Consider the following 18,624-nt stretch of genomic DNA (forward strand, 5'->3'; position numbering starts at 1 on the left):
CCTCGGCACGTCAAAACGGACACTTCGCCCGGGTAAAGATGCAGTAAGTGAAATCTCATCCAGTCGGAGCACCCGCTGTCGATGGGCCGTCGTGTGACAATCATCACACCCACCGGATTCCACTTGGTGAGATTTTATTCAGAGATCACCCTCAGTGAAGATCCACGTTCACAGAGCGGCCGACCAGGGACCGGAGAAAAGGGACATTCACCTGGTCGAGAGATGTCACGACGGTACGCCCCGGCGCCGCCTCGATCGGCACCACCGACGGCACCGCGACCACCTGGCAGCCCGCCGCCTCCGCGGACGCGACCCCGGTGAGGGTGTCCTCGACCACCACACAGGCCGCCGGGTCCGCCCCGAGCCGGGCCGCGGCGGCCAGATACGGGTCCGGGTGCGGCTTGGTGCGGGCGATCTCGTCGCCCGCGAGGGTGAAGGCGAAGTTCTCCGCGCCGAGGGTGCGCAGCATCGCGTCGATCGTGCGCCGGTGCGAGGCGGAGACCAGCGCGGTGGGCACCCCGTGCGCCGCCAGCTCGGTCAGCAGCCGCCGGGCGCCGGGCATCAGCGGGGCGCCGCGCTCGATCAGCTCCTCGAAGCGGGTGTCGATCGCCACCATCAGCTCCGCCAGCGTCGCCGTCGTGCCGGTCACCTCCATCAGGTGCCCGACGCTGCGGGCCATCGGCCCGCCCACTACGACCGCCTTGTGCACCTCGTCCAGCACATGGCCGAGGTCGGCGAAGACCCCGGTCTCCGCCGCCCACCAGATGCCCTCGGTGTCCACCAGGGTGCCGTCCATGTCCAGCAGTACCGCGTGCAGGCCGCCGCCTGCCGCCGGACGGGTGTCGACGACGGGGATGCTGCTGGTCATAGGCTCACTCCTCGGCCGGGCTGCTGACCGGGCGCCGCAGTACTGCCGACGTGCCCCTTTCCGGGGGACACAAAGGCCGGTCGCCGCTTCCCTGGTACGGGAAGGCGACCGGCCCCTGCCGGACCGTCCAGTCTACGTCGGCCCCCTGCGGCACGCCTGACGGGCGTACGACGGCCCGGCGACGGCCCGGTGAATCAGCGGGCGTTGAAGTACTTCGCCTCCGGGTGGTGGATGACGATCGCGTCGGTGGACTGCTCCGGGTGCAGCTGGAACTCCTCCGAGAGCTTCACGCCGATCCGCTCCGGCTCCAGCAGCGCCGCGATCTTGGAACGGTCCTCCAGGTCGGGGCAGGCCCCGTAGCCCAGCGAGAAGCGCGCACCGCGGTACTTCAGCGCGAACATGTCCTCGACGTCGCCCGGGTCCTCGCCCGCGAAGCCCAGCTCGGCGCGCACCCGCGCGTGCCAGTACTCGGCCAGCGCCTCGGCGAGCTGCACCGACAGGCCGTGCAGCTCCAGGTAGTCGCGGTAGGAGTCGGCGGCGAACAGCTCGGCCGCCGCGTCCGAGATGCGGCTGCCGACGGTGACCACCTGGAAGCCCACCACGTCGGTCTCGCCGGAGTCCTCGGGCCGGAAGAAGTCCGCCAGGCACAGCCGCCGGCCCTTGCGCTGCCGGGGGAAGGTGAAGCGGGTGCGCTCGGTGCCGTCCTCGTGCAGCACGATCAGGTCGTCGCCCTTGGACACGCACGGGAAGTAGCCGTAGGTGACCGCGGCCTCCAGCAGGCTCTCGGACTGCAGCCGGGTCAGCAGCCCGCGCAGCCGCGGCCGGCCCTCGGACTCCACCAGCTCCTCGTAGCTGGGACCGCTGCTGCGGGCCTGCTTGAGCCCCCACTGCCCCTTGAACAGGGCGCCCTCGTCCAGCCAGGAGGCGTAGTCGGCGAGCTGGATGCCCTTGACGACCCGGCTGCCCCAGAACGGCGGGGCAGGCACCGGGTTGTCGGTGGCCACGTCCGACCTGATCTGGCCGAGGTTGACCTCCTCCGCCTCGGGCTCCGGCTGCGCGCGCTTGGCGACCCTGCGCTGCTTCAGCTCCGGCAGGGCGGCGCCCGCCACCCCGCGCTTGACGCCGATCAGCGCGTCCATCAGCCGCAGGCCCTCGAAGGCGTCGCGGGCGTAGCGGACCTCGCCCTCGTAGATCTCGTGCAGGTCCTGCTCGACGTAGGCGCGGGTCAGGGCGGCGCCGCCGAGGATCACCGGGAAGTCGGCGGACAGGCCGCGCTGGTTCAGCTCCTCCAGGTTCTCCTTCATGATCACCGTGGACTTCACCAGCAGCCCCGACATGCCGATGACGTCGGCCCTGTGCTCCTGCGCGGCCTCCAGGATCGCCGACACCGGCTGCTTGATGCCGAGGTTGACCACCGTGTAGCCGTTGTTGGACAGGATGATGTCGACCAGGTTCTTGCCGATGTCGTGGACGTCGCCGCGGACGGTGGCCAGCACGATGGTGCCCTTGCCCTCGTCGTCGGACTTCTCCATGTGCGGTTCGAGGTAGGCCACCGCGATCTTCATGACCTCGGCGGACTGCAGCACGAACGGCAGCTGCATCTGACCGGAGCCGAACAGCTCGCCGACCACCTTCATGCCGGCCAGCAGGGTGTCGTTGACGATGTCCAGGGCCGGGCGCTCGGCCAGCGCCTCGTCCAGGTCCGCCTCCAGGCCGTTCTTCTCGCCGTCGATGATCCGCCGCTGCAGCCGCTCCTCCAGCGGCAGCGCGAGCAGCTCCTCGGCGCGGCCGGCCTTCAGCGACTTGTTGTCGACGCCCTCGAACAGCTCCATCAGGCGCTGCAGCGGGTCGTAGCCCTCCGAGCGCCGGTCGTAGACCAGGTCGAGCGCGGTCTTGACCTGCTCCTCGTCCAGCCGGGCGATCGGCAGGATCTTGCTGGCGTGCACGATCGCCGAGTCCAGGCCGGCCTTGACGCACTCGTCGAGGAAGACCGAGTTCAGGACCACGCGCGCGGCCGGGTTGAGGCCGAAGGAGATGTTGGACAGGCCCAGCGTGGTCTGCACGTCGGGGTGGCGGCGCTTGAGCTCGCGGATCGCCTCGATGGTGGCCACACCGTCGCCCCTGGACTCCTCCTGGCCGGTGCAGATGGTGAAGGTCAGGCAGTCGATGAGGATGTCCGACTCGTGGATGCCGTGGTTGCCGGTCAGGTCCTCGATCAGTCGCTCGGCGATGGCGACCTTCTTCTCGGCGGTACGGGCCTGGCCCTCCTCGTCGATGGTCAGCGCGATCAGCGCGGCGCCGTGCTCGCGGGCCAGCGCGGTGACCCGGGCGAAGCGGGACTCGGGGCCGTCGCCGTCCTCGTAGTTGACCGAGTTGAGCACCGCGCGGCCGCCGAGCTTCTCCAGCCCTGCCTGCAGGACCGGGACCTCGGTGGAGTCCAGCACGATCGGCAGCGTGGAGGCGGTCGCGAAGCGCCCGGCGATCTCGGCCATGTCGGCGACGCCGTCCCTGCCGACGTAGTCCACGCACAGGTCGAGCAGGTGCGCGCCCTCCCGGATCTGCTCGCGGGCCATCTCCACGCAGTCGTCCCAGCGGCCTTCGAGCATCGCGTCGCGGAACTTCTTCGACCCGTTGGCGTTGGTCCGCTCGCCGATCGCCAGGTAGGAGGTGTCCTGGCGGAAGGGCACGGTCTGGTAGAGCGAGGCCGCGCCCGGCTCGGGGCGTGCGGTGCGCGGGTGCAGGTCCTGGCCGCCGACCCGCTCCACGAGCTGGCGCAGGTGCTCGGGGGTGGTGCCGCAGCAGCCGCCGACCAGCGACAGGCCGTACTCGCGGGTGAACACCTCGTGGGCGTCGGCGAGTTCCGCGGGGGTCAGCGGGTAGTGGGCGCCGTCCTTGGTGAGCACCGGCAGGCCCGCGTTGGGCATGCAGGACAGCGGGATGCGCGAGTGCCGGGCGAGGTAGCGCAGGTGCTCGCTCATCTCGGACGGTCCCGTGGCGCAGTTCAGGCCGATCATGTCGATGCCGAGCGGTTCGAGCGCGGTCAGCGCGGCGCCGATCTCGGAGCCGAGCAGCATGGTGCCGGTGGTCTCCACGGTCACCGAGCAGATCAGCGGCAGGCTCACCCCGGCCGACCGCATGGCGCGGTGGGCGGCGATCACCGCGGCCTTGGTCTGCAGCAGGTCCTGGGTGGTCTCCACCAGCAGCGCGTCGGCGCCGCCGGCGATCAGGCCGGCCGCGTTGGCCTCGTAGCCGTCGCGCAGCACGGTGTAGGGGGCGTGGCCGAGGGTGGGCAGCTTGGTGCCGGGTCCCATCGAGCCGAGCACCCAGCGCGGGCGGCCGTCGGCCGCGTAGCCGTCGGCGACCTCGCGGGCGAGCCGGGCGCCGGCCTCGGACAGCTCCTGGATGCGCTCGGGGATGTCGTACTCGCCCAGCGCCGAGTGGTTGGCGCCGAAGGTGTTGGTCTCGACGCTGTCCACGCCGGCCTCGAAGTAGGCCTCGTGGACGGAGCGGACGATGTCCGGGCGGGTGACGTTGAGGATCTCGTTGCAGCCTTCGAGCTGCTGGAAGTCGTCGAGCGTGGGCTCCTGCGCCTGGAGCATGGTGCCCATGGCGCCGTCGGCGACGACCACCCGGGTCGCGAGTGCCTGGCGCAGGTCGGCGGCGCGCGCGTTGCTCGCGGCGGCGGATGCGGCGGACGAAGGGGACGGCGAGGCCATGGAGGTGCTCCCTGGGGTGCGACGGCTGTCGGCTATGCGCTGTCCTTCCCCGGGGGACGGATGGCGCACCTGGCCAGAGTAGCCGTCCGGGGTGCCGGGCCTCGAAGGCATTCCGAAGGGCGGACGGGTGGTGCCACACTCTTCTCTGCGATGATGAAGGTCGACAATGCCGACCACCCCCCGTTTCCCTGATATGGGCCGATGTCCGGCCCCGGTCCCTGGAGTGCATGCGATGCCCGGTTCTATCCAGTCGCTGGAGCGCGCAGCCGCGGTTCTGCGACTGCTGGCCGGGGGCGAGCGGCGGCTGGGCCTGTCGGACGTGGCCTCCTCGCTGGGACTGGCCAAGGGCACCACGCACGGCATCCTGCGCACCCTGCAGCAGGAGGGCTTCGTGGAGCAGGAGCCGGTCTCGGGCAAGTACCAGCTGGGAGCGGAGCTGCTGCGGCTCGGCAACAGCTACCTGGACGTGCACGAGCTGCGGGCGCGCGCCCTGGTGTGGACCGACGACCTGGCCAGGTCCAGCGGCGAGGCGGCGTACCTGGGGGTGCTGCATCAGCACGGGGTGCTCATCGTGCACCACGTCTTCCGGCCCGACGACGGCCGGCAGGTGCTGGAGGTCGGCGCGATGCAGCCGCTGCACAGCACGGCGCTCGGCAAGGTGCTGTCCGCCTTCGACCCGGTGGCGCACAACGAGGTCGCCGAGGGCGAACTGGCCGCGCTGACCGCCCGAACGGTGACCGGCAGTGCCGAGTTCGAGTCGGTTCTGGAGCTGACCAGGTCCCGCGGCTGGGGCTCGGACCTGGAGGAGACCTGGGACGGCGTGGCCTCGGTGGCCGCGCCCGTCTACGACCGGCGGCGGATGCCGGTGGGCGCGGTGGGCGTGACGGGGGCCGTGGAACGGCTCTGCGACGCGGACGGCATCCGGTCCCGGCTGGTCGCGGCGGTACGCGACTGCGCCCGTGCGGTCTCCCGCGATCTGGGTGCCGGGCGTTTCTGAACCGGAGTTCTGGGTCACATCCCTCTTGACCTGCGCAACCCAAGGGGAGAACACTCTCGTCCAGCGATCGACAATGTCGAACACCGGACGGATTGTGACAAGGGAGTCGCTGTGTCCAACGGCCATATCGTCATCGGCGAGATCTTCGGTACCGCCGTACTCATCCTGCTGGGCGGCGGCGTCTGCGCCGCCGTGACACTCAAACGGTCCAAGGCCAGGGACGCCGGTTGGCTGGCGATCACCTTCGGCTGGGGATTCGGCGTGCTGGGCGGCGCCTACATAGCCAACGGCTACTCCGGGGGGCACCTCAACCCGGCGGTCACCCTGGGTATCGCGATCAAGACCGGCGAGTGGTCGAAGGTGCCCTACTACCTGATCGGTCAGCTGATCGGCGCACTCATCGGCGCCTTTCTGGTCTGGGTGGCCTACCTGGGGCAGTTCCAGGCCCATCTGACCGACCCGGAGGTCGTCGCGGGCCTGGAGTCCGACCCCGCAGGCCCCACCACCGGCAACAAGGCCCAGCCCGGCGGCCCGGTGCTCGGTGTCTTCTCCACAGGCCCCGAGATCCGCAACCCGGTGCAGAACCTGCTCACCGAGGCCGTCGCCACCGCGGTCCTGGTGCTCTTCATCCTTACGCAGGGCATGACCGACGGTCTGGCGGAGAATGGAATGGGCATCCTGCTCACCGCGCTGATCGTGGTCGGACTCGGTCTGTCACTCGGAGGGCCCACCGGCTACGCGATCAACCCGTTCCGGGATCTCGGCCCGCGGATCGTGCACAGCCTGCTGCCGCTGCCGAACAAGGGCGGCTCCGACTGGGGCTACGCATGGATCCCGGTCGTCGGCCCGCTGGCCGGCGCCGCCATCGCGGGCGGACTGTACCGGCTCGCGTTCACATAGAGCCGTACGGGACCACTCCGCCCACCCCGGACCACCGAGCGCAGACCCGACGAGGAGCACACCATGACCGACACGCCCACCAGCAGCCACGGCACAGGACCCTTCATCGCCGCGATCGACCAGGGCACCACTTCGAGCCGCTGCATCATCTTCGACCGCGACGGCCGGATCGTGGCCGTCGACCAGAAGGAGCACGAGCAGATCTTCCCCAAGCCGGGGTGGGTCGAGCACGACGCGGCCGAGATCTGGACCAACGTCCAGGAGGTGGTCGCCGGCGCCATCACCAAGGCCGGCCAGGACATCGCCGGCTTCACGCCCGCCGATGTCAAGGCCATCGGCATCACCAACCAGCGCGAGACCACCATGCTGTGGGACAAGAACACCGGCCAGCCGGTGCACAACGCGCTGGTCTGGCAGGACACCCGCACCGACGCGCTGTGCCGGGAGCTGGGCCGCAACGTCGGCCAGGACCGCTTCCGGCGGCAGACCGGCCTGCCGCTCGCGTCGTACTTCGCAGGGCCGAAGGTCCGCTGGCTGCTCGACAACGTCGACGGGCTGCGGGAGCGCGCCGAGCGCGGCGACATCCTCTTCGGCACCATGGACTCCTGGGTGATCTGGAACCTCACCGGCGGCGTCGACGGCGGCAAGCACGTCACCGACGTCACCAACGCCTCCCGCACCCTGCTGATGGACCTCAAGACCCTCCAGTGGGACCCGAAGATCTGCGACTCCATCGGCGTCCCGATGGCCGTGCTGCCGGAGATCCGGTCCTCCTCCGAGGTCTACGGCACCACCGACGTCGGCGGCCTGGACGCGGTCCCGGTGGCCTCCGCACTCGGCGACCAGCAGGCCGCGCTGTTCGGCCAGACCTGCTTCGCGGTCGGCGAGGCGAAGTCCACGTACGGCACCGGCACCTTCATGCTGATGAACACCGGCGAGACCCCGGTGAACTCCTACGCGGGCCTGATCACCACGGTCGGCTACCGGATCGGCGACGCCAAGCCGGTGTACGCGCTGGAGGGCTCCATCGCGGTGACCGGCGCGCTGGTGCAGTGGATGCGCGACCAGATGGGCCTGATCAGCACCGCGGCCGAGATCGAGACGCTGGCCTCCTCGGTGGAGGACAACGGCGGCGCCTACTTCGTACCGGCCTTCTCCGGCCTGTTCGCGCCCTACTGGCGCTCCGACGCGCGCGGCGTGATCGCCGGCCTGACGCGGTACGTGACCAAGGCGCACATCGCCAGGGCCGTGCTGGAGGCGACCGCCTGGCAGACCAGGGAGATCGCCGACGCGATGTTCAAGGACTCCAGCACCGAGGTCACCACCCTCAAGGTCGACGGCGGCATGACGTCCAACAACCTGCTCATGCAGACCCTCGCCGACTTCCTCGACGTGCCCGTGGTGCGCCCGATGGTCGCCGAGACCACCTGTCTGGGCGCCGCCTACGCCGCGGGCCTGGCGATCGGCTTTTGGCCGGACACCGACGCCCTGCGGGCGAACTGGAAGCGGGCGGCCGAGTGGACCCCGCAGATGGACGCCACGGAGCGCGACAAGGAGTACAAGCAGTGGCTCAAGGCCGTGCAGGCGACCATGGGCTGGCTTGACGAAGAGGAGAGCTGACGAGCGAGCTTCCGCAGTGGCCGGCCGAGGAACGAGGCCGTCCGCGAAGGAAGGGGGCACCTCCCGCCGAAGGTAGGGGGGGAGGAGGAAGATCGACCATCAAAAGGGAGAGCTGAGGCATCGATGACCATCCCGCGATGCGTTCCCGTGCCGGGGACGCGACCGACTGCCGGCGCGAAGGCGGGCCGGGCGCAGACCCGGGACCAGCTCGGCCGGGCGACGTACGACCTGCTGGTGATCGGCGGCGGCATCCTGGGCATCACCACCGCCTGGCACGCCGCCCAGTCGGGTCTGCGGGTGGCGATGGTGGACGCCGGCGACTTCGCCGGCGCCACCTCGTCGGCGTCCTCCAAGCTGCTGCACGGCGGGCTGCGCTACCTGCAGACCGGCGCCGTGCGGCTGGTCGCGGAGAACCACCTGGAGCGGCGTGCGGTGTCCCGGGACGTCGCACCGCACCTGGCCAATCCGCTGACCTTCTACCTGCCCGTCTACAAGGGCGGCCCGCACGGTGCCGCCAAGCTCGGCGCGGGCGTCTTCGCGTACTCGGCGCTGTCCGCCTTCAGGGACGGCGTCGGGCATGTGATCAGCCCGTCGAAGGCCGCCCGTGAGGTGCCCGAGCTGCGCACCGACAACCTGCGGGCCGTCGCCGTCTACGAGGACGGCCAGATGAACGACGCCAGGATGGCTCTGATGACGGTACGTGCCGCGGTCGACGCGGGCGCGACCGTGCTCAACCACGCCGAGGTCACCGGGCTGCGCTTCACCCGGGGCCGGGTCACCGGCGCCGACCTGCGCGACCGCATCGACGACAGCGAGTTCGGGGTGGACGCGCGGCTGGTGCTCAACGCCACCGGGCCGTGGGTGGACCGGCTGCGGAGGATGGAGGACCCGGCGGCCGACCCGTCGATCCGGCTGTCCAAGGGCGCCCACCTGGTGCTGCGCCGCACCTCCCCCTGGCGGGCGGCGCTGGCCACACCCGTCGACAGGTACCGCATCACCTTCGCGCTGCCGTGGGAGGACATGCTGCTGCTCGGCACCACCGACGAGGTCTACGAGGGCGACCCGGGCGACGTGCGGGTCACCGAGGCGGACACCGCCCAGATCCTGGACGAGGCCGCCTTCTCGGTCCGCGACCGGCAGCTGACCCGCGACCTGGTCACGTACGCCTTCGCCGGGCTGCGGGTGCTGCCGGGCGGGCCGGGCGACACCGCGAAGGCCAAGCGCGAGACGGTGGTCACCGAGGGCCGCGGCGGGATGCTGTCGGTCGCGGGCGGCAAGTGGACCACCTTCCGGCACATCGGCAGAACGGTGATGAACAAGCTGGCCGAGCTGCCCGGCCGGCCGCTCGCCGACGACATGGAGCCGATGTCGTCGCTGCCGCGCCGGGCGCCGCTGCCCGGTTTCGCCAGCCAGGGCGCCGTCGCCCACCGGCTGCAGGCCGACGCCGGCGTCCCCGGGCCGCGGATGGCCCCCGACACCGCCAGGCACTTGGCGGGCCACTACGGCTCGCTGGCCTTCGAGATCGCCCGGCTGGCCGCGGAGGACCCGGCGCTGGCACGCCGTATCCACCCCGACGCACCCGAGATCTGGGCGCAGGTCGTCTACGCCAGGGACCACGAGTGGGCGCAGCGCGCCGACGACGTGCTGCGGCGGCGCACCACCCTGACGATCCGCGGCCTGGACACCCCGCAGATCAGGGCGGAGGTCGAACGGCTGCTGGACTCCTGACCGGGGTCAGGCGGCCAGCCGGTCGAGTTCCGCGAAGAGGGCGGCCGGCGGTTCGCCGCCGGTCGCCGCCAGCAGGGTGAGCCAGCGCTCGCGGCCCTCGCGCCACAGGGCCGCGAGCGTCGACTCGGCGACGGCCGCGACCGTACGGGAGGGCAGCTCCGCCTCGGCGCCGCGCGAGGGCGTCAGCCAGTGCCCGGTGCTGCCCTCGGCGAGCCGGGCCATCCACAGCAGGTGGCGGGCGGCGTGCCCGAGCGCGTCCTTTGCCCGCAACTGCTCGCCGCGGGCGGTGACGTGCGCTGCGAGCACGAGCCAGTTGGCGAACCTGCCGCACAGCTCGGCGACCTCCACCGGGTCCGCGGGGATCGCGGGCCGCTCGGGCACCGACGCGAGCACGGGGGTGAGCAGGCCGTCCCTGTCGACCACCACCATCGACGCCACGCCGGCGCCGCGGGCCGGCCACTCCCCCACCGACGGGATGTCCGCGGTGGTGGCGAAGTGGAACTCGCCGCGCACCGGCCCGGGGAAGAAGGCGACATGGGTGCCGAACTCGTTGCGCACCACCAGGTTCACCGGGGCGACCCGCGCGCACCAGGCGGCGGGGTCGAGGGCGGTTCTCGCGGCCGGCTCGAAGAACAGCCAGAACTCGACGTCGCTGTGCTCGTCCCCCTGCCCGGCGGCGAAGGAGCCGTACATCAGGGCCGCCCGGACGCCCGGGTCCTCCCGGCACCGCTGCCGCACCCGGGCGATGAGGTCGTGTTGGATCACCCGGCCCAGTATGGGTCGCGGCCCGAGAGGGCGACAGCGGTTTCCAGGTCGCCCGTGCCCGCCGGGACCTCGACCGGCTCCCCGAAGCCCTTGTAGTCGCGGTACATCTGCGCGTACTCCCGCACCAGGGCCAGCAGCCGGGCCGCGGTGGCGTCGGCGACGCGGTAGTCCTGCCCTGTCGCCTTCGCCAGGTCCCAGCCGTGCAGGCTCAGCTCCATGAAGAGCATGGCGGCCATGCCCTCGGCCGGCATCGAGGCGACCTCGCCCTCCCAGGCCGCCGGGTCCGCCCACGCGGCCACCGAGCGGTCCAGCTGCTCGGCGTACTGCCGCGCCCACTGCGGGTCCGCGGTGAAGTCCCGGGTCGCGAGGTCGTCCGGGTGCGGCTCGCGCCTGGCCCGCAGCTCCATGCCGATGCCCGTGTAGGCGACCAGGTGGTTGGCCAGGGCGCGGGTGTCGAAGTCGGGGCAGGGGGTCGGTCCTGTGAGGCTGTCCGCGCCCACCGCGGCGGTGACTCGGGCCGCCTCCCGGGCGCTGTCGGCGATCTCTGCGTGGAAGTTCATACCGGCGACGCTACGCAGCGCCCGGCGGACCGTCTTGAACAAACGCGACACCGCATAGGCTGGGGCCATGAGCAGGCACGGCTTGGGACGCGGTGTGCTGCGCCCCGGCGCGGCGGCCGGCTTCCTCCAGGTGCGGCAGCACCCGCCGGCGCCGGGCCTGGCCGCCCTCGTGGACTTCTACTGGAACCCCCGCTGGGACCTGCGCGGGCGCGACCCGTACGAGCAGAAGGTGCTCGCGCACCCGAACGTGCACCTGGTCTTCGAACCGGAGGGTGCGCTGGTCTACGGGGTGCAGCGCGGGGTCTTCGTGCGGCGCCTGGAAGGCGCGGGGCAGGTCCTCGGGGTGAAGTTCCGGCCGGGAGCCTTCCGGCCCTTCGCCGGCGGCCCGGTGGCCGACCTCGCCGACCGCGCCGTGCCCGCGGCCGGCATCCTCGGGACGGACGCCGACGAGGTGGGGCGGCGCGTCCTGGACCTGGACGACCTCCCCGCGATGGCCGCACACGCCGACGGCTTCCTGCTCGGCCTGCTCCCCGCGCTGCCGCCCGACCCGCAGGTCGCCGAGGTCGCCGCGCTCGTCGAGGCGATCACCGCCAGGCCGCAGCTCTTCCGGGTCGACGAGCTGGCCCGCGAGCTGGACATGCCGGTACGCCGGCTGCAGCGGCTGTTCGCCGAGTACGTGGGCGCCTCTCCCAAGTGGGTCCTGCGAAGGGCGCGGCTGCACGAGGCCGCCGCCCGGGCCGACGAGGGCGCCGGCATCGACTGGGCCGCACTCGCCGCTGACCTCGGATACGCCGACCAGGCGCACCTCACGCGGGACTTCACCGCGGCGGTGGGGGCGCCGCCCAGCAGATACGCGGGCCGCTGAATTCCCGTTTCGTTAGGTGATCGGGCTTCCCGGGCACATAATGAGGCTATACATCGGAGGTCTGGCGGCGCTGCGGGACCGGAACAAGGGGAGGACCCAGATGGCGGTCACCGACGAGGCCATCGAGAAGATCAAGGAGATGATCGTCTCCGGGGCGCTGCGGCCCGGCGACCGCCTCCCCAAGGAGAGCGAGCTCGCGGCCGAGCTGGGCCTGTCGCGCAACTCGCTGCGCGAGGCCGTACGCGCGCTCTCCCTGATCCGCATCCTCGACGTACGGCAGGGCGACGGCACCTACGTCACCAGCCTCGACCCGCAGCTGCTTCTCGAAGCACTCAGCTTCGTCGTGGACTTCCACCGCGACGACACGGTGCTCGAATTCCTCGCGGTGCGCCGCATCCTCGAACCCGCCGCCACCGCGATGGCCGCGCTGCGCATCCCCGCGGAGGAGCTGGACGCGCTGGAGGGCAAGCTCGACGCGCTCGGGCCGCAGCCGTCGGTGGAGGAACTGGTCGCCTCCGACCTGGAGTTCCACCGCGGCATCGTCCAGGGCTCGGGCAACTCCGTGCTGTGCTCGTTGCTCGACGGGCTGTCCGGGCCGACGACCCGCGCGCGGGTCTGGCGCGGGCTGACGCAGGAGGATGCGGTGTCGCGGACGCTGCATGAGCACCGGGCGATCCTGAGCGCGCTCAGGGATCGCGATCCGGAAGCTGCCCGCTCCTGGGCCACGGTCCATGTAGCGAGCGTCGAACAATGGCTCCGCTCCACCCTCTAGCCCCCCGGGGTTCCCCCGCGCCCCTTCGGTTACCGCCGCTTGCTGTGGCGTTGCCTTCTCCCCGCCCGTCCGGGCTGGTCGCGCAGTTCCCCGCGCCCCCAGGTGGGTGCCACTTGCGGCGCGCTCGCACCTTTCGGTGCGTTGTGGTTGCGCGCGCAGTTCCCCGCGCCCCTGGGGGGGTGCCCCCTTCCCGCAGGGTGAGCGTTTTTAAGGGGCGCGGGGAACTGCGCGCCCCGCCCGAATGGGCGGAAAGAAGGCAACGCACCGCAAGGGGCAGTCACAGGCCGTAGACGCGGGCGGCGGTGGTGCCGAAGAGGGCGGCGCGGTCGGACGGGGAGAGGCCGGTGGCGGCGGACTCCGCGACGGCGAGGACGGCGCCGTAGGGGGCGGCGAGGGTGCAGACGGGCCAGTCGGAGCCGAAGAGGGTGCGGGCCGGCCCGAAGACGTCCAGCACATGCCGTGCATACGGCAGAAGGTCGGCCGGCTCCCAGCCGGCCCAGGTGGCCTCGGTCACCAGCCCCGACAGCTTGCAGCTGACATTGGGCAGCGCGCCCAGCGCAGCAAGCTGCGCGGCCCACGGCTCCCACCCGCCGGAGGCGATCTCCGGCTTGCCGGCGTGGTCGAGCACGAACCGCAGTTCCGGCAGCGCGGCAGCAGTCTCCAGCGCCGCGGGCAGCTCGCGCGGGGTGACGAGCAGGTCGTAGGCGAGTCCCGCGGCGGCGACCGTGGCGAGGCCGCGGCGGACGGCGGCGCGGGCCAGCCACCAGGGGTCGGGCTCGTCCTGGACCTGGTGGCGTATCCCGACGAGCGGGCCGGTCAGCGAGGCGAGGACGTCGGGGAGCGCGGGGTCGGTGAGGTCGGCCCAGCCGACGACGCCGGCGATGCGGCCGCCGGACGCCTCCGCGACGGCGAGCAGTTCGCGGGTCTCGTCCAGCGAGGAGCTGGACTGGACGACGACGGTGGCGTCGATGCCGTGCCGGTCCAGCAGCGGCTGGAGTTCGGCGAAGTCGAAGCTGCGGGCGATGGGGTCGAGTTCCGGTCCGGTCAGCCACGGCTGGGGCCGTCTGGTGAGGTCCCACAGGTGGTGGTGGGCGTCGATGCGCATGGCTACTCCCCCGCGGCGGGGCCGGTCGCGAGCGGCAGCGGCACGTCGGGGTCGAGCAGGCCGCGTTCGACGAGGGCGTGCCACATCGCGTCGGGGATGTCGTGGCCGAACATCGCGGTGTTGTCGCGCACTTCGTCCGCGCTCGCGGCGCCGACGACGGCGGAGACCACGCTGGGGTGGGCGAAGGGGTAGCGCAGGGCGGCGGCCCGCAGCGGGACGCCGAACTCGCCGCACACCGCGGCCATGGCGAGTGCCCGGTCGAGGAGTGCCTGCGGGGCGGCGGCGTAGTCGTAGTGCGCCCCGGGCCTGGGATCGGCGAGCAGCCCGGAGTTGTAGACGCCGCCGACGACGACCTGGGTGCCGCGGCGTTCGCACACCGGCAGCAGGTCGTCGTGGGCGGTGCGGTCCAGCAGGGTCCAGCGGCCCGCGCACAGCACGACGTCGACGTCGAGGTCGGCGACGAGCCGGGCGAGGACGTCGCTGTGGTTCATGCCGAAGCCGATCGCCTTGACCATGCCCTGGTCGCGCAGTTCCGCGAGCGCGGGGAAGCCGGTGGCGTAGACCTCGGGCAGGTGGTTCTCGACGTCGTGCAGGTAGACGATGTCGACGGCGTCCACGCCGAGCCGGCTCAGCGAGCCCTCCAGCGTGGCGCGGATGCCGTCGGCGGTGAAGTCCCAGACCCTGGCCCGGTCGGGGACGTCGGTGAAGCCCTGCCCGTCCGGCAGCTCCCCCGCTTCCAGGTCGCGCAGCCGCCGCCCGACCTTGGTGGACAGCACGTAGGAGGCGCGGTCCCGGCCGGCCAGCGCCCGGCCGAGCCGCTCTTCCGAGCGGCCCAGGCCGTAGTGCGGGGCGGTGTCGAGGTAGGTGACGGGGTGCCCGGCGTCGAAGGCGGCGGCCACGGTGGCCTCCGCCTCCTCGTCGGTGACGGTGCGGTAGAGGTTGGCCAGTGGCGCGCAGCCGAGGCCGAGCCGGGGCAGTGCCGGTACGGGCATACGGGGTGTCTTCCTGCTTCGCTGGGAGGGGCGGTGGGCTCGGGTCAGTCCTGCTTCTCGCCGCTGGCGAAGCGGGAGATGATCAGGGCGACGATGATGATGGCACCGTAGAGGAACTTGTCCCACAGCGGCGGCACACCGCCCAGCGTCGTGACGTTCACGACGAGTTGCAGGCTCACGACGCCGGTGAGGGCGCCGAAGAGGGTGCCGCGCCCGCCGTTGAGGCTGACCCCGCCGATGACGGTGGCGGCGAAGACCTGGAAGATCCAGCCGTCGCCCTGGGTGGCGGAGATGGCGCCGTAGTGTCCGGCGTAGAGCACACCGGCGAAGGCGGCGATCAGGCCGCCGAGCGCCAGCACGATCCAGGTGATCCGGTCGACCCGGATGCCGGCGGCCCTGGCCGCCTCGGTGTTGCCGCCGATCGCGTACAGCGCCCGGCCGTGCCGCAGGTAGCCGAGGGCGAGGCCGCCGGCGACGAAGAGCAGCAGGCAGATCCACACCGCGGCGGGGGCGCCCATCCACTCGGTCTTGCCGAGGTAGGAGAAGGACGCGGGGACCGCGACGATGGACTTGCCCTGGGCGACGCCGTCCTGCAGGCCGCGCAGCATGGTGAGCATGCCGAGCGTGGCGATGAAGCCGTTGACCCGCAGTTTGAGGATCAGGAAGCCGTTGACGGCGCCGATGACCAGGCCGACGGCCAGGCAGACCGGGATGGAGGACCAGGTCGGGAAGAGGCCGATGCCGTGGAAGGTGGCGGGGCCGCTGCTGGGCAGCACCAGCCACATCGCGATGACGGGCGCGACGCCGATGGTGGACTCCAGCGACAGGTCCATCCGGCCGCATATCAGGATCATCGCCTCGGCGAGCACCAGCAGGCTCAGTTCGCTGCTCTGCTGGAGCACGCCGATGAGGTTGTCCGAGGTCAGGAAGACGGGCGACACGATGAAGCCGATGACGCCCAGCACGAAGATCACCGGGATCAGCGACAGGTCCCGGTAGCGGCTGAGCTGGAAGCGCGGTGCCGCGGTCCTGGGTGTGCCGGTGACGGCCAGGTCGGCGCTCAACTGGGTGGTCTCACTCATTCCTCGGCTCCCTTGTCGCCGCCCGCGCCCGCGGGCAGCCCTTCCATCGCCGAGACCAGGTCCCGGTCGGTCCATCCGCTGCCGAACTCGGCGATCACCCGCCCGTGGAAGAGCGCGATCACCCGGTCGCAGACCCGCAGGTCGTCGAGTTCGTCGGAGACGATGACGGCCGCGTCGCCCCGGTCGGCGACCCCGCGGACGACGCCGAGCAGCGCGTCCTTGGACTTCACGTCGACGCCCGCGGTGGGCCGGATGGCCACCAGCACCCGCGGGTCGCGGGCCAGCGCCCGCGCGATGACGACCTTCTGCTGGTTGCCGCCCGACAGGTCGGAGACCGGCTGGGCGGGTCCTGAGGTCTTGATGTCCAGCGAGTCGATCATCCGCTGGGCGAAGGTGCGGGTCCGCGACGGCAGGACGGTGCCGTACGGACCGAGCTGGTCGGTCACGGTGAGGGTGGCGTTCTCCGCGACGCTGCGGCCCAGCACCAGTCCCTGCCGGTGCCGGTCCTCGGGGACGTAGCCGATGCCGGCGTTCAGCGCGTGCGGCACGCTGCCCGGCCGTACGCCCCTGCCGTCGACCGAGGCGCTGCCACCGGTGGCCTTGCGCAGGCCCACCAGCGTCTCGCCGAGCGCGGTGTTGCCGCTTGCGGTGGCGCCGGCCAGGCCCAGGACCTCACCGGCGCGCACCGCGAAGTCGATCGGCTGGAAGACGCCGTCCAGGGCGAGCCCTTCGGCCCGCAGCACGGTGTCGCCGGCCGCCGGCTCCGCCGGCTGCTGCGCGGGCGACGACTTGGCGTGCCAGGTCGTCGCGGCCTGCGCCGCCTCGCCCGTCATGGCCGCCACGAGGTCCGCCTTGCCCAGCTCCGCGACGGGCGCGGTGAGGATGTGGCGGGCGTCGCGGTAGACCGTGACGGTGCTGCACAGGTCGTAGACCTCCTGCAGGTGGTGCGAGATGAACAGGAACGCGACGCCCTGCTGCTGCAGTTCGCGCAGCTTGGTGAACAGCCGCTCGATGCCTGCCGCGTCGAGCTGCGCGGTGGGCTCGTCCAGGATGATGAAGCGGGCGCCGAAGGACAGTGCCCGGGCGATCTCCACGAACTGGCCCTGCTCCACGGTGAGGTCGGCGGCCCGGGTGGCGGGGTCGACGTCGACGCCGTATTCGGCGAGCAGGTCGCGGGCGTCGGCGCGCAGCCGGGACCAGCGGATCCGGCCGCGCTCGAACCGGTTGAGGAACAGGTTCTCCGCGACCGTCAGTTCCGGCACGACCATGGACTTCTGGTAGACGCAGGCGACCCTGGCCTGCCAGGCGGCGGTGTCACCCGGGGCGGGCGCGGGTTCGCCGTTGAAGGCGACCCGGCCCGCGTCGGGTGCGTGCAGCCCGGTCAGCACCGACACCAGGGTGGACTTGCCCGCACCGTTGCGGCCGACCAGCGCGTGCGAGTCGCCGACCGCCACGGTGATGCCCACCTGGTCCAGCGCGACGGTGGGTCCGAAGCGCTTGACGACGCCCTCGGCGTGCACCGCGGGAGGCGGGGTTGAGGCCTGACCGTTGCTCATGTGCGCTCAGCTCTTTCCGAGCTGGTTGGCCCACAGGTTGGGGTCGTCCACGTTGTCCTTGGTCACCAGCGGGGCCGGCAGCTGGTCCTCCAGGCCGTTGGGGATGCTGACGATCGTGGAGTCGTGGTCGGTGGGACCGGGCTTGAAGGTCTGGCCCGCGAGGGCGGCCTTGGCGTAGTACAGCGCGTACTTGGCGTAGAGGTCGGCGGGCTGGGAGATCGTGGCGTCGATCTGGCCGGCCTTGATGGCCTTGAACTCGTCGGGGATGCCGTCGTTGGAGATGATCGTGATGTGGCCGGGGGTGCCGGGCGGCTTGAGCAGGTGCTTCTGCTCCAGCAGGGCGAGGGTCGGCTGCAGGAAGACACCGCCGGCCTGCATGTAGATGCCGTTGATGTCGGGGTCGGAGGCCAGCGTGGTCTGCAGCTTGGCCGAGGCGACGTCGCCCTTCCAGTCGGTGGCCAGCGCGATGACCTTGATGGCGGGGAACTTGGTCTTCATGCAGTCCGCGAACGCCTCGGAGCGGTCCCTGCCGTTGATCGAGTCCAGCGCCCCCTCGAACTCCACGACCTTGCCCTTGCCGCCGAGCTGCTTGCCCAGGTAGTCGCAGGCGTTGGTGCCGTACGCCTTGTTGTCGGCGCGCACCACCATGTAGACCTTGCCCTTGTCGGGGCGGGTGTCGACGCTGATCACCGGGATGTTCTTGCCGGCCAGCTTGTCCAGCGTGGACGCGATGGCGCCGGTGTCCTGCGGGGCCATGACGATCGCCTTGGCGCCCTGGTCGGTGAAGGTCTGCACGTTGGCGACGAGCTTGCCGATGTCGTTCTGCGAGTTGGTGCGGGGCAGCGCGGACACCTCGCCGGCCTTGACGCCCTTTTCTATGTAGGTGTTGTAGGAGTTCCAGAAGTCGCTGTCGGAGCGGGGCAGGTCGATGCCCACCTTGCCGGAGGTGCCGGCCTTGTCGTCGCTGCCTCTGTTGCAGCCCGCGAGCGCGGTGACCGCGAGGAGGCCCGCAATCGCGGCGACGGTCGTGTTGCGCAGTCTCATCGTCGAGTTCTGCCCTTCGAGAGTGTCGGCTCTGGTGGTACGGAGGTGCTGCCG

General features: G+C 71.6%; 15 protein-coding genes. 6 read left to right on the forward strand and 9 right to left on the reverse strand.

What is annotated here, in order from left to right:
• Positions 1 to 151: 151 nt before the first annotated feature.
• Positions 152 to 868, reverse strand: coding sequence for an HAD family hydrolase (locus tag JT723_RS18235; RefSeq protein ID WP_205045728.1), 717 nt, complete (start codon positions 866 to 868; stop codon positions 152 to 154).
• Positions 869 to 1,062: 194 nt separating this feature from the next.
• Positions 1,063 to 4,584 carry a methionine synthase gene (gene metH / locus JT723_RS18240; RefSeq protein ID WP_205045729.1) on the reverse strand — a complete coding sequence of 1,174 codons (3,522 nt, stop codon included), beginning with the start codon at positions 4,582 to 4,584 and terminating at the stop codon, positions 1,063 to 1,065.
• Between the two features lie 232 nt (positions 4,585 to 4,816).
• Between metH and JT723_RS18245 the strand changes: the two genes are divergently transcribed.
• From JT723_RS18245 to JT723_RS18260, 4 genes are all read left to right on the forward strand, one after another.
• Complete coding sequence (locus JT723_RS18245) at positions 4,817 to 5,581, forward strand: IclR family transcriptional regulator (RefSeq protein WP_205045730.1); 765 nt, start codon at positions 4,817 to 4,819, stop codon at positions 5,579 to 5,581.
• Between the two features lie 111 nt (positions 5,582 to 5,692).
• Entirely contained in the window at positions 5,693 to 6,481 is a 789-nt protein-coding gene (locus JT723_RS18250) for an MIP/aquaporin family protein (protein WP_205045731.1), read from the forward strand.
• Positions 6,482 to 6,544: 63 nt separating this feature from the next.
• A complete protein-coding gene (gene glpK, locus JT723_RS18255) occupies positions 6,545 to 8,101 on the forward strand; it encodes a glycerol kinase GlpK (protein ID WP_205045732.1) in 1,557 nt (518 codons plus the stop codon).
• A 123-nt stretch (positions 8,102 to 8,224) separates the two neighbouring features.
• A complete protein-coding gene (locus JT723_RS18260; protein WP_205045733.1) occupies positions 8,225 to 9,829 on the forward strand; it encodes a glycerol-3-phosphate dehydrogenase/oxidase in 1,605 nt (534 codons plus the stop codon).
• Positions 9,830 to 9,835: 6 nt separating this feature from the next.
• On the opposite strand, the gene JT723_RS18265 is transcribed toward JT723_RS18260, so the two are convergent.
• Together JT723_RS18265 and JT723_RS18270 are read right to left on the reverse strand one after the other, a co-directional pair.
• Positions 9,836 to 10,594, reverse strand: a complete 759-nt coding sequence (locus JT723_RS18265; RefSeq protein WP_205045734.1) for a nucleotidyltransferase family protein — start codon at positions 10,592 to 10,594, stop codon at positions 9,836 to 9,838.
• Positions 10,591 to 11,154, reverse strand: coding sequence for a TIGR03086 family metal-binding protein (locus tag JT723_RS18270; RefSeq protein ID WP_205045735.1), 564 nt, complete (start codon positions 11,152 to 11,154; stop codon positions 10,591 to 10,593). The genes JT723_RS18265 and JT723_RS18270 overlap by 4 nt, the downstream gene beginning before the upstream one ends.
• Positions 11,155 to 11,221: 67 nt before the next feature.
• Between JT723_RS18270 and JT723_RS18275 the strand changes: the two genes are divergently transcribed.
• Complete coding sequence (locus JT723_RS18275) at positions 11,222 to 12,019, forward strand: AraC family transcriptional regulator (protein WP_205045736.1); 798 nt, start codon at positions 11,222 to 11,224, stop codon at positions 12,017 to 12,019.
• A 100-nt stretch (positions 12,020 to 12,119) separates the two neighbouring features.
• Positions 12,120 to 12,791, forward strand: coding sequence for a FadR/GntR family transcriptional regulator (locus tag JT723_RS18280; protein WP_205045737.1), 672 nt, complete (start codon positions 12,120 to 12,122; stop codon positions 12,789 to 12,791).
• Between the two features lie 277 nt (positions 12,792 to 13,068).
• Here JT723_RS18280 and JT723_RS18285 read toward each other — a convergent pair whose 3' ends face one another.
• From JT723_RS18285 to JT723_RS18305, 5 genes are read right to left on the reverse strand one after another with little or no spacing between them, the layout of a single operon-like run.
• The gene (locus tag JT723_RS18285) at positions 13,069 to 13,896 is read right to left on the reverse strand and encodes an amidohydrolase family protein (RefSeq protein ID WP_205045738.1); all 828 of its coding nucleotides are present in this window, start codon (positions 13,894 to 13,896) and stop codon (positions 13,069 to 13,071) included.
• 2 nt (positions 13,897 to 13,898) lie between these two features.
• On the reverse strand, positions 13,899 to 14,888 hold the full coding sequence (locus JT723_RS18290; protein ID WP_205045739.1) for an aldo/keto reductase: 990 nt from the start codon (positions 14,886 to 14,888) through the stop codon (positions 13,899 to 13,901).
• Positions 14,889 to 14,932: 44 nt separating this feature from the next.
• Complete coding sequence (locus JT723_RS18295) at positions 14,933 to 15,970, reverse strand: ABC transporter permease (protein ID WP_205045740.1); 1,038 nt, start codon at positions 15,968 to 15,970, stop codon at positions 14,933 to 14,935.
• Entirely contained in the window at positions 15,967 to 17,526 is a 1,560-nt protein-coding gene (locus JT723_RS18300; RefSeq protein WP_205045741.1) for a sugar ABC transporter ATP-binding protein, read from the reverse strand. Before JT723_RS18300 ends, JT723_RS18295 begins: the two co-directional genes overlap by 4 nt.
• A 6-nt stretch (positions 17,527 to 17,532) precedes the next feature.
• Positions 17,533 to 18,570 (reverse strand): sugar ABC transporter substrate-binding protein, encoded by a 1,038-nt coding sequence (locus JT723_RS18305; protein ID WP_205045742.1) that lies wholly within the window; start codon positions 18,568 to 18,570, stop codon positions 17,533 to 17,535.
• Positions 18,571 to 18,624 lie beyond the last annotated feature (54 nt).

Origin of the sequence: Actinacidiphila bryophytorum, assembly GCF_016916835.1 — a bacterium.
In the GTDB taxonomy this organism is placed as follows: domain Bacteria; phylum Actinomycetota; class Actinomycetes; order Streptomycetales; family Streptomycetaceae; genus Actinacidiphila; species Actinacidiphila bryophytorum.

Bases quoted from the DNA above. Each gene is read 5' to 3' on its own strand.
- JT723_RS18275 (WP_205045736.1), top strand. From the start codon at position 11,222: ATGAGCAGGCACGGCTTGGGACGCGGTGTGCTGCGCCCCGGCGCGGCG.
- JT723_RS18285 (WP_205045738.1), bottom strand. From the start codon at position 13,896: ATGCGCATCGACGCCCACCACCACCTGTGGGACCTCACCAGACGGCCC.
- JT723_RS18260 (WP_205045733.1), top strand. From the start codon at position 8,225: ATGACCATCCCGCGATGCGTTCCCGTGCCGGGGACGCGACCGACTGCC.
- JT723_RS18290 (WP_205045739.1), bottom strand. From the start codon at position 14,888: ATGCCCGTACCGGCACTGCCCCGGCTCGGCCTCGGCTGCGCGCCACTG.
- JT723_RS18270 (WP_205045735.1), bottom strand. From the start codon at position 11,154: ATGAACTTCCACGCAGAGATCGCCGACAGCGCCCGGGAGGCGGCCCGA.
- metH (WP_205045729.1), bottom strand. From the start codon at position 4,584: ATGGCCTCGCCGTCCCCTTCGTCCGCCGCATCCGCCGCCGCGAGCAAC.
- JT723_RS18305 (WP_205045742.1), bottom strand. From the start codon at position 18,570: ATGAGACTGCGCAACACGACCGTCGCCGCGATTGCGGGCCTCCTCGCG.
- JT723_RS18295 (WP_205045740.1), bottom strand. From the start codon at position 15,970: ATGAGTGAGACCACCCAGTTGAGCGCCGACCTGGCCGTCACCGGCACA.
- JT723_RS18280 (WP_205045737.1), top strand. From the start codon at position 12,120: ATGGCGGTCACCGACGAGGCCATCGAGAAGATCAAGGAGATGATCGTC.
- JT723_RS18245 (WP_205045730.1), top strand. From the start codon at position 4,817: ATGCCCGGTTCTATCCAGTCGCTGGAGCGCGCAGCCGCGGTTCTGCGA.
- JT723_RS18235 (WP_205045728.1), bottom strand. From the start codon at position 868: ATGACCAGCAGCATCCCCGTCGTCGACACCCGTCCGGCGGCAGGCGGC.
- glpK (WP_205045732.1), top strand. From the start codon at position 6,545: ATGACCGACACGCCCACCAGCAGCCACGGCACAGGACCCTTCATCGCC.
- JT723_RS18300 (WP_205045741.1), bottom strand. From the start codon at position 17,526: ATGAGCAACGGTCAGGCCTCAACCCCGCCTCCCGCGGTGCACGCCGAG.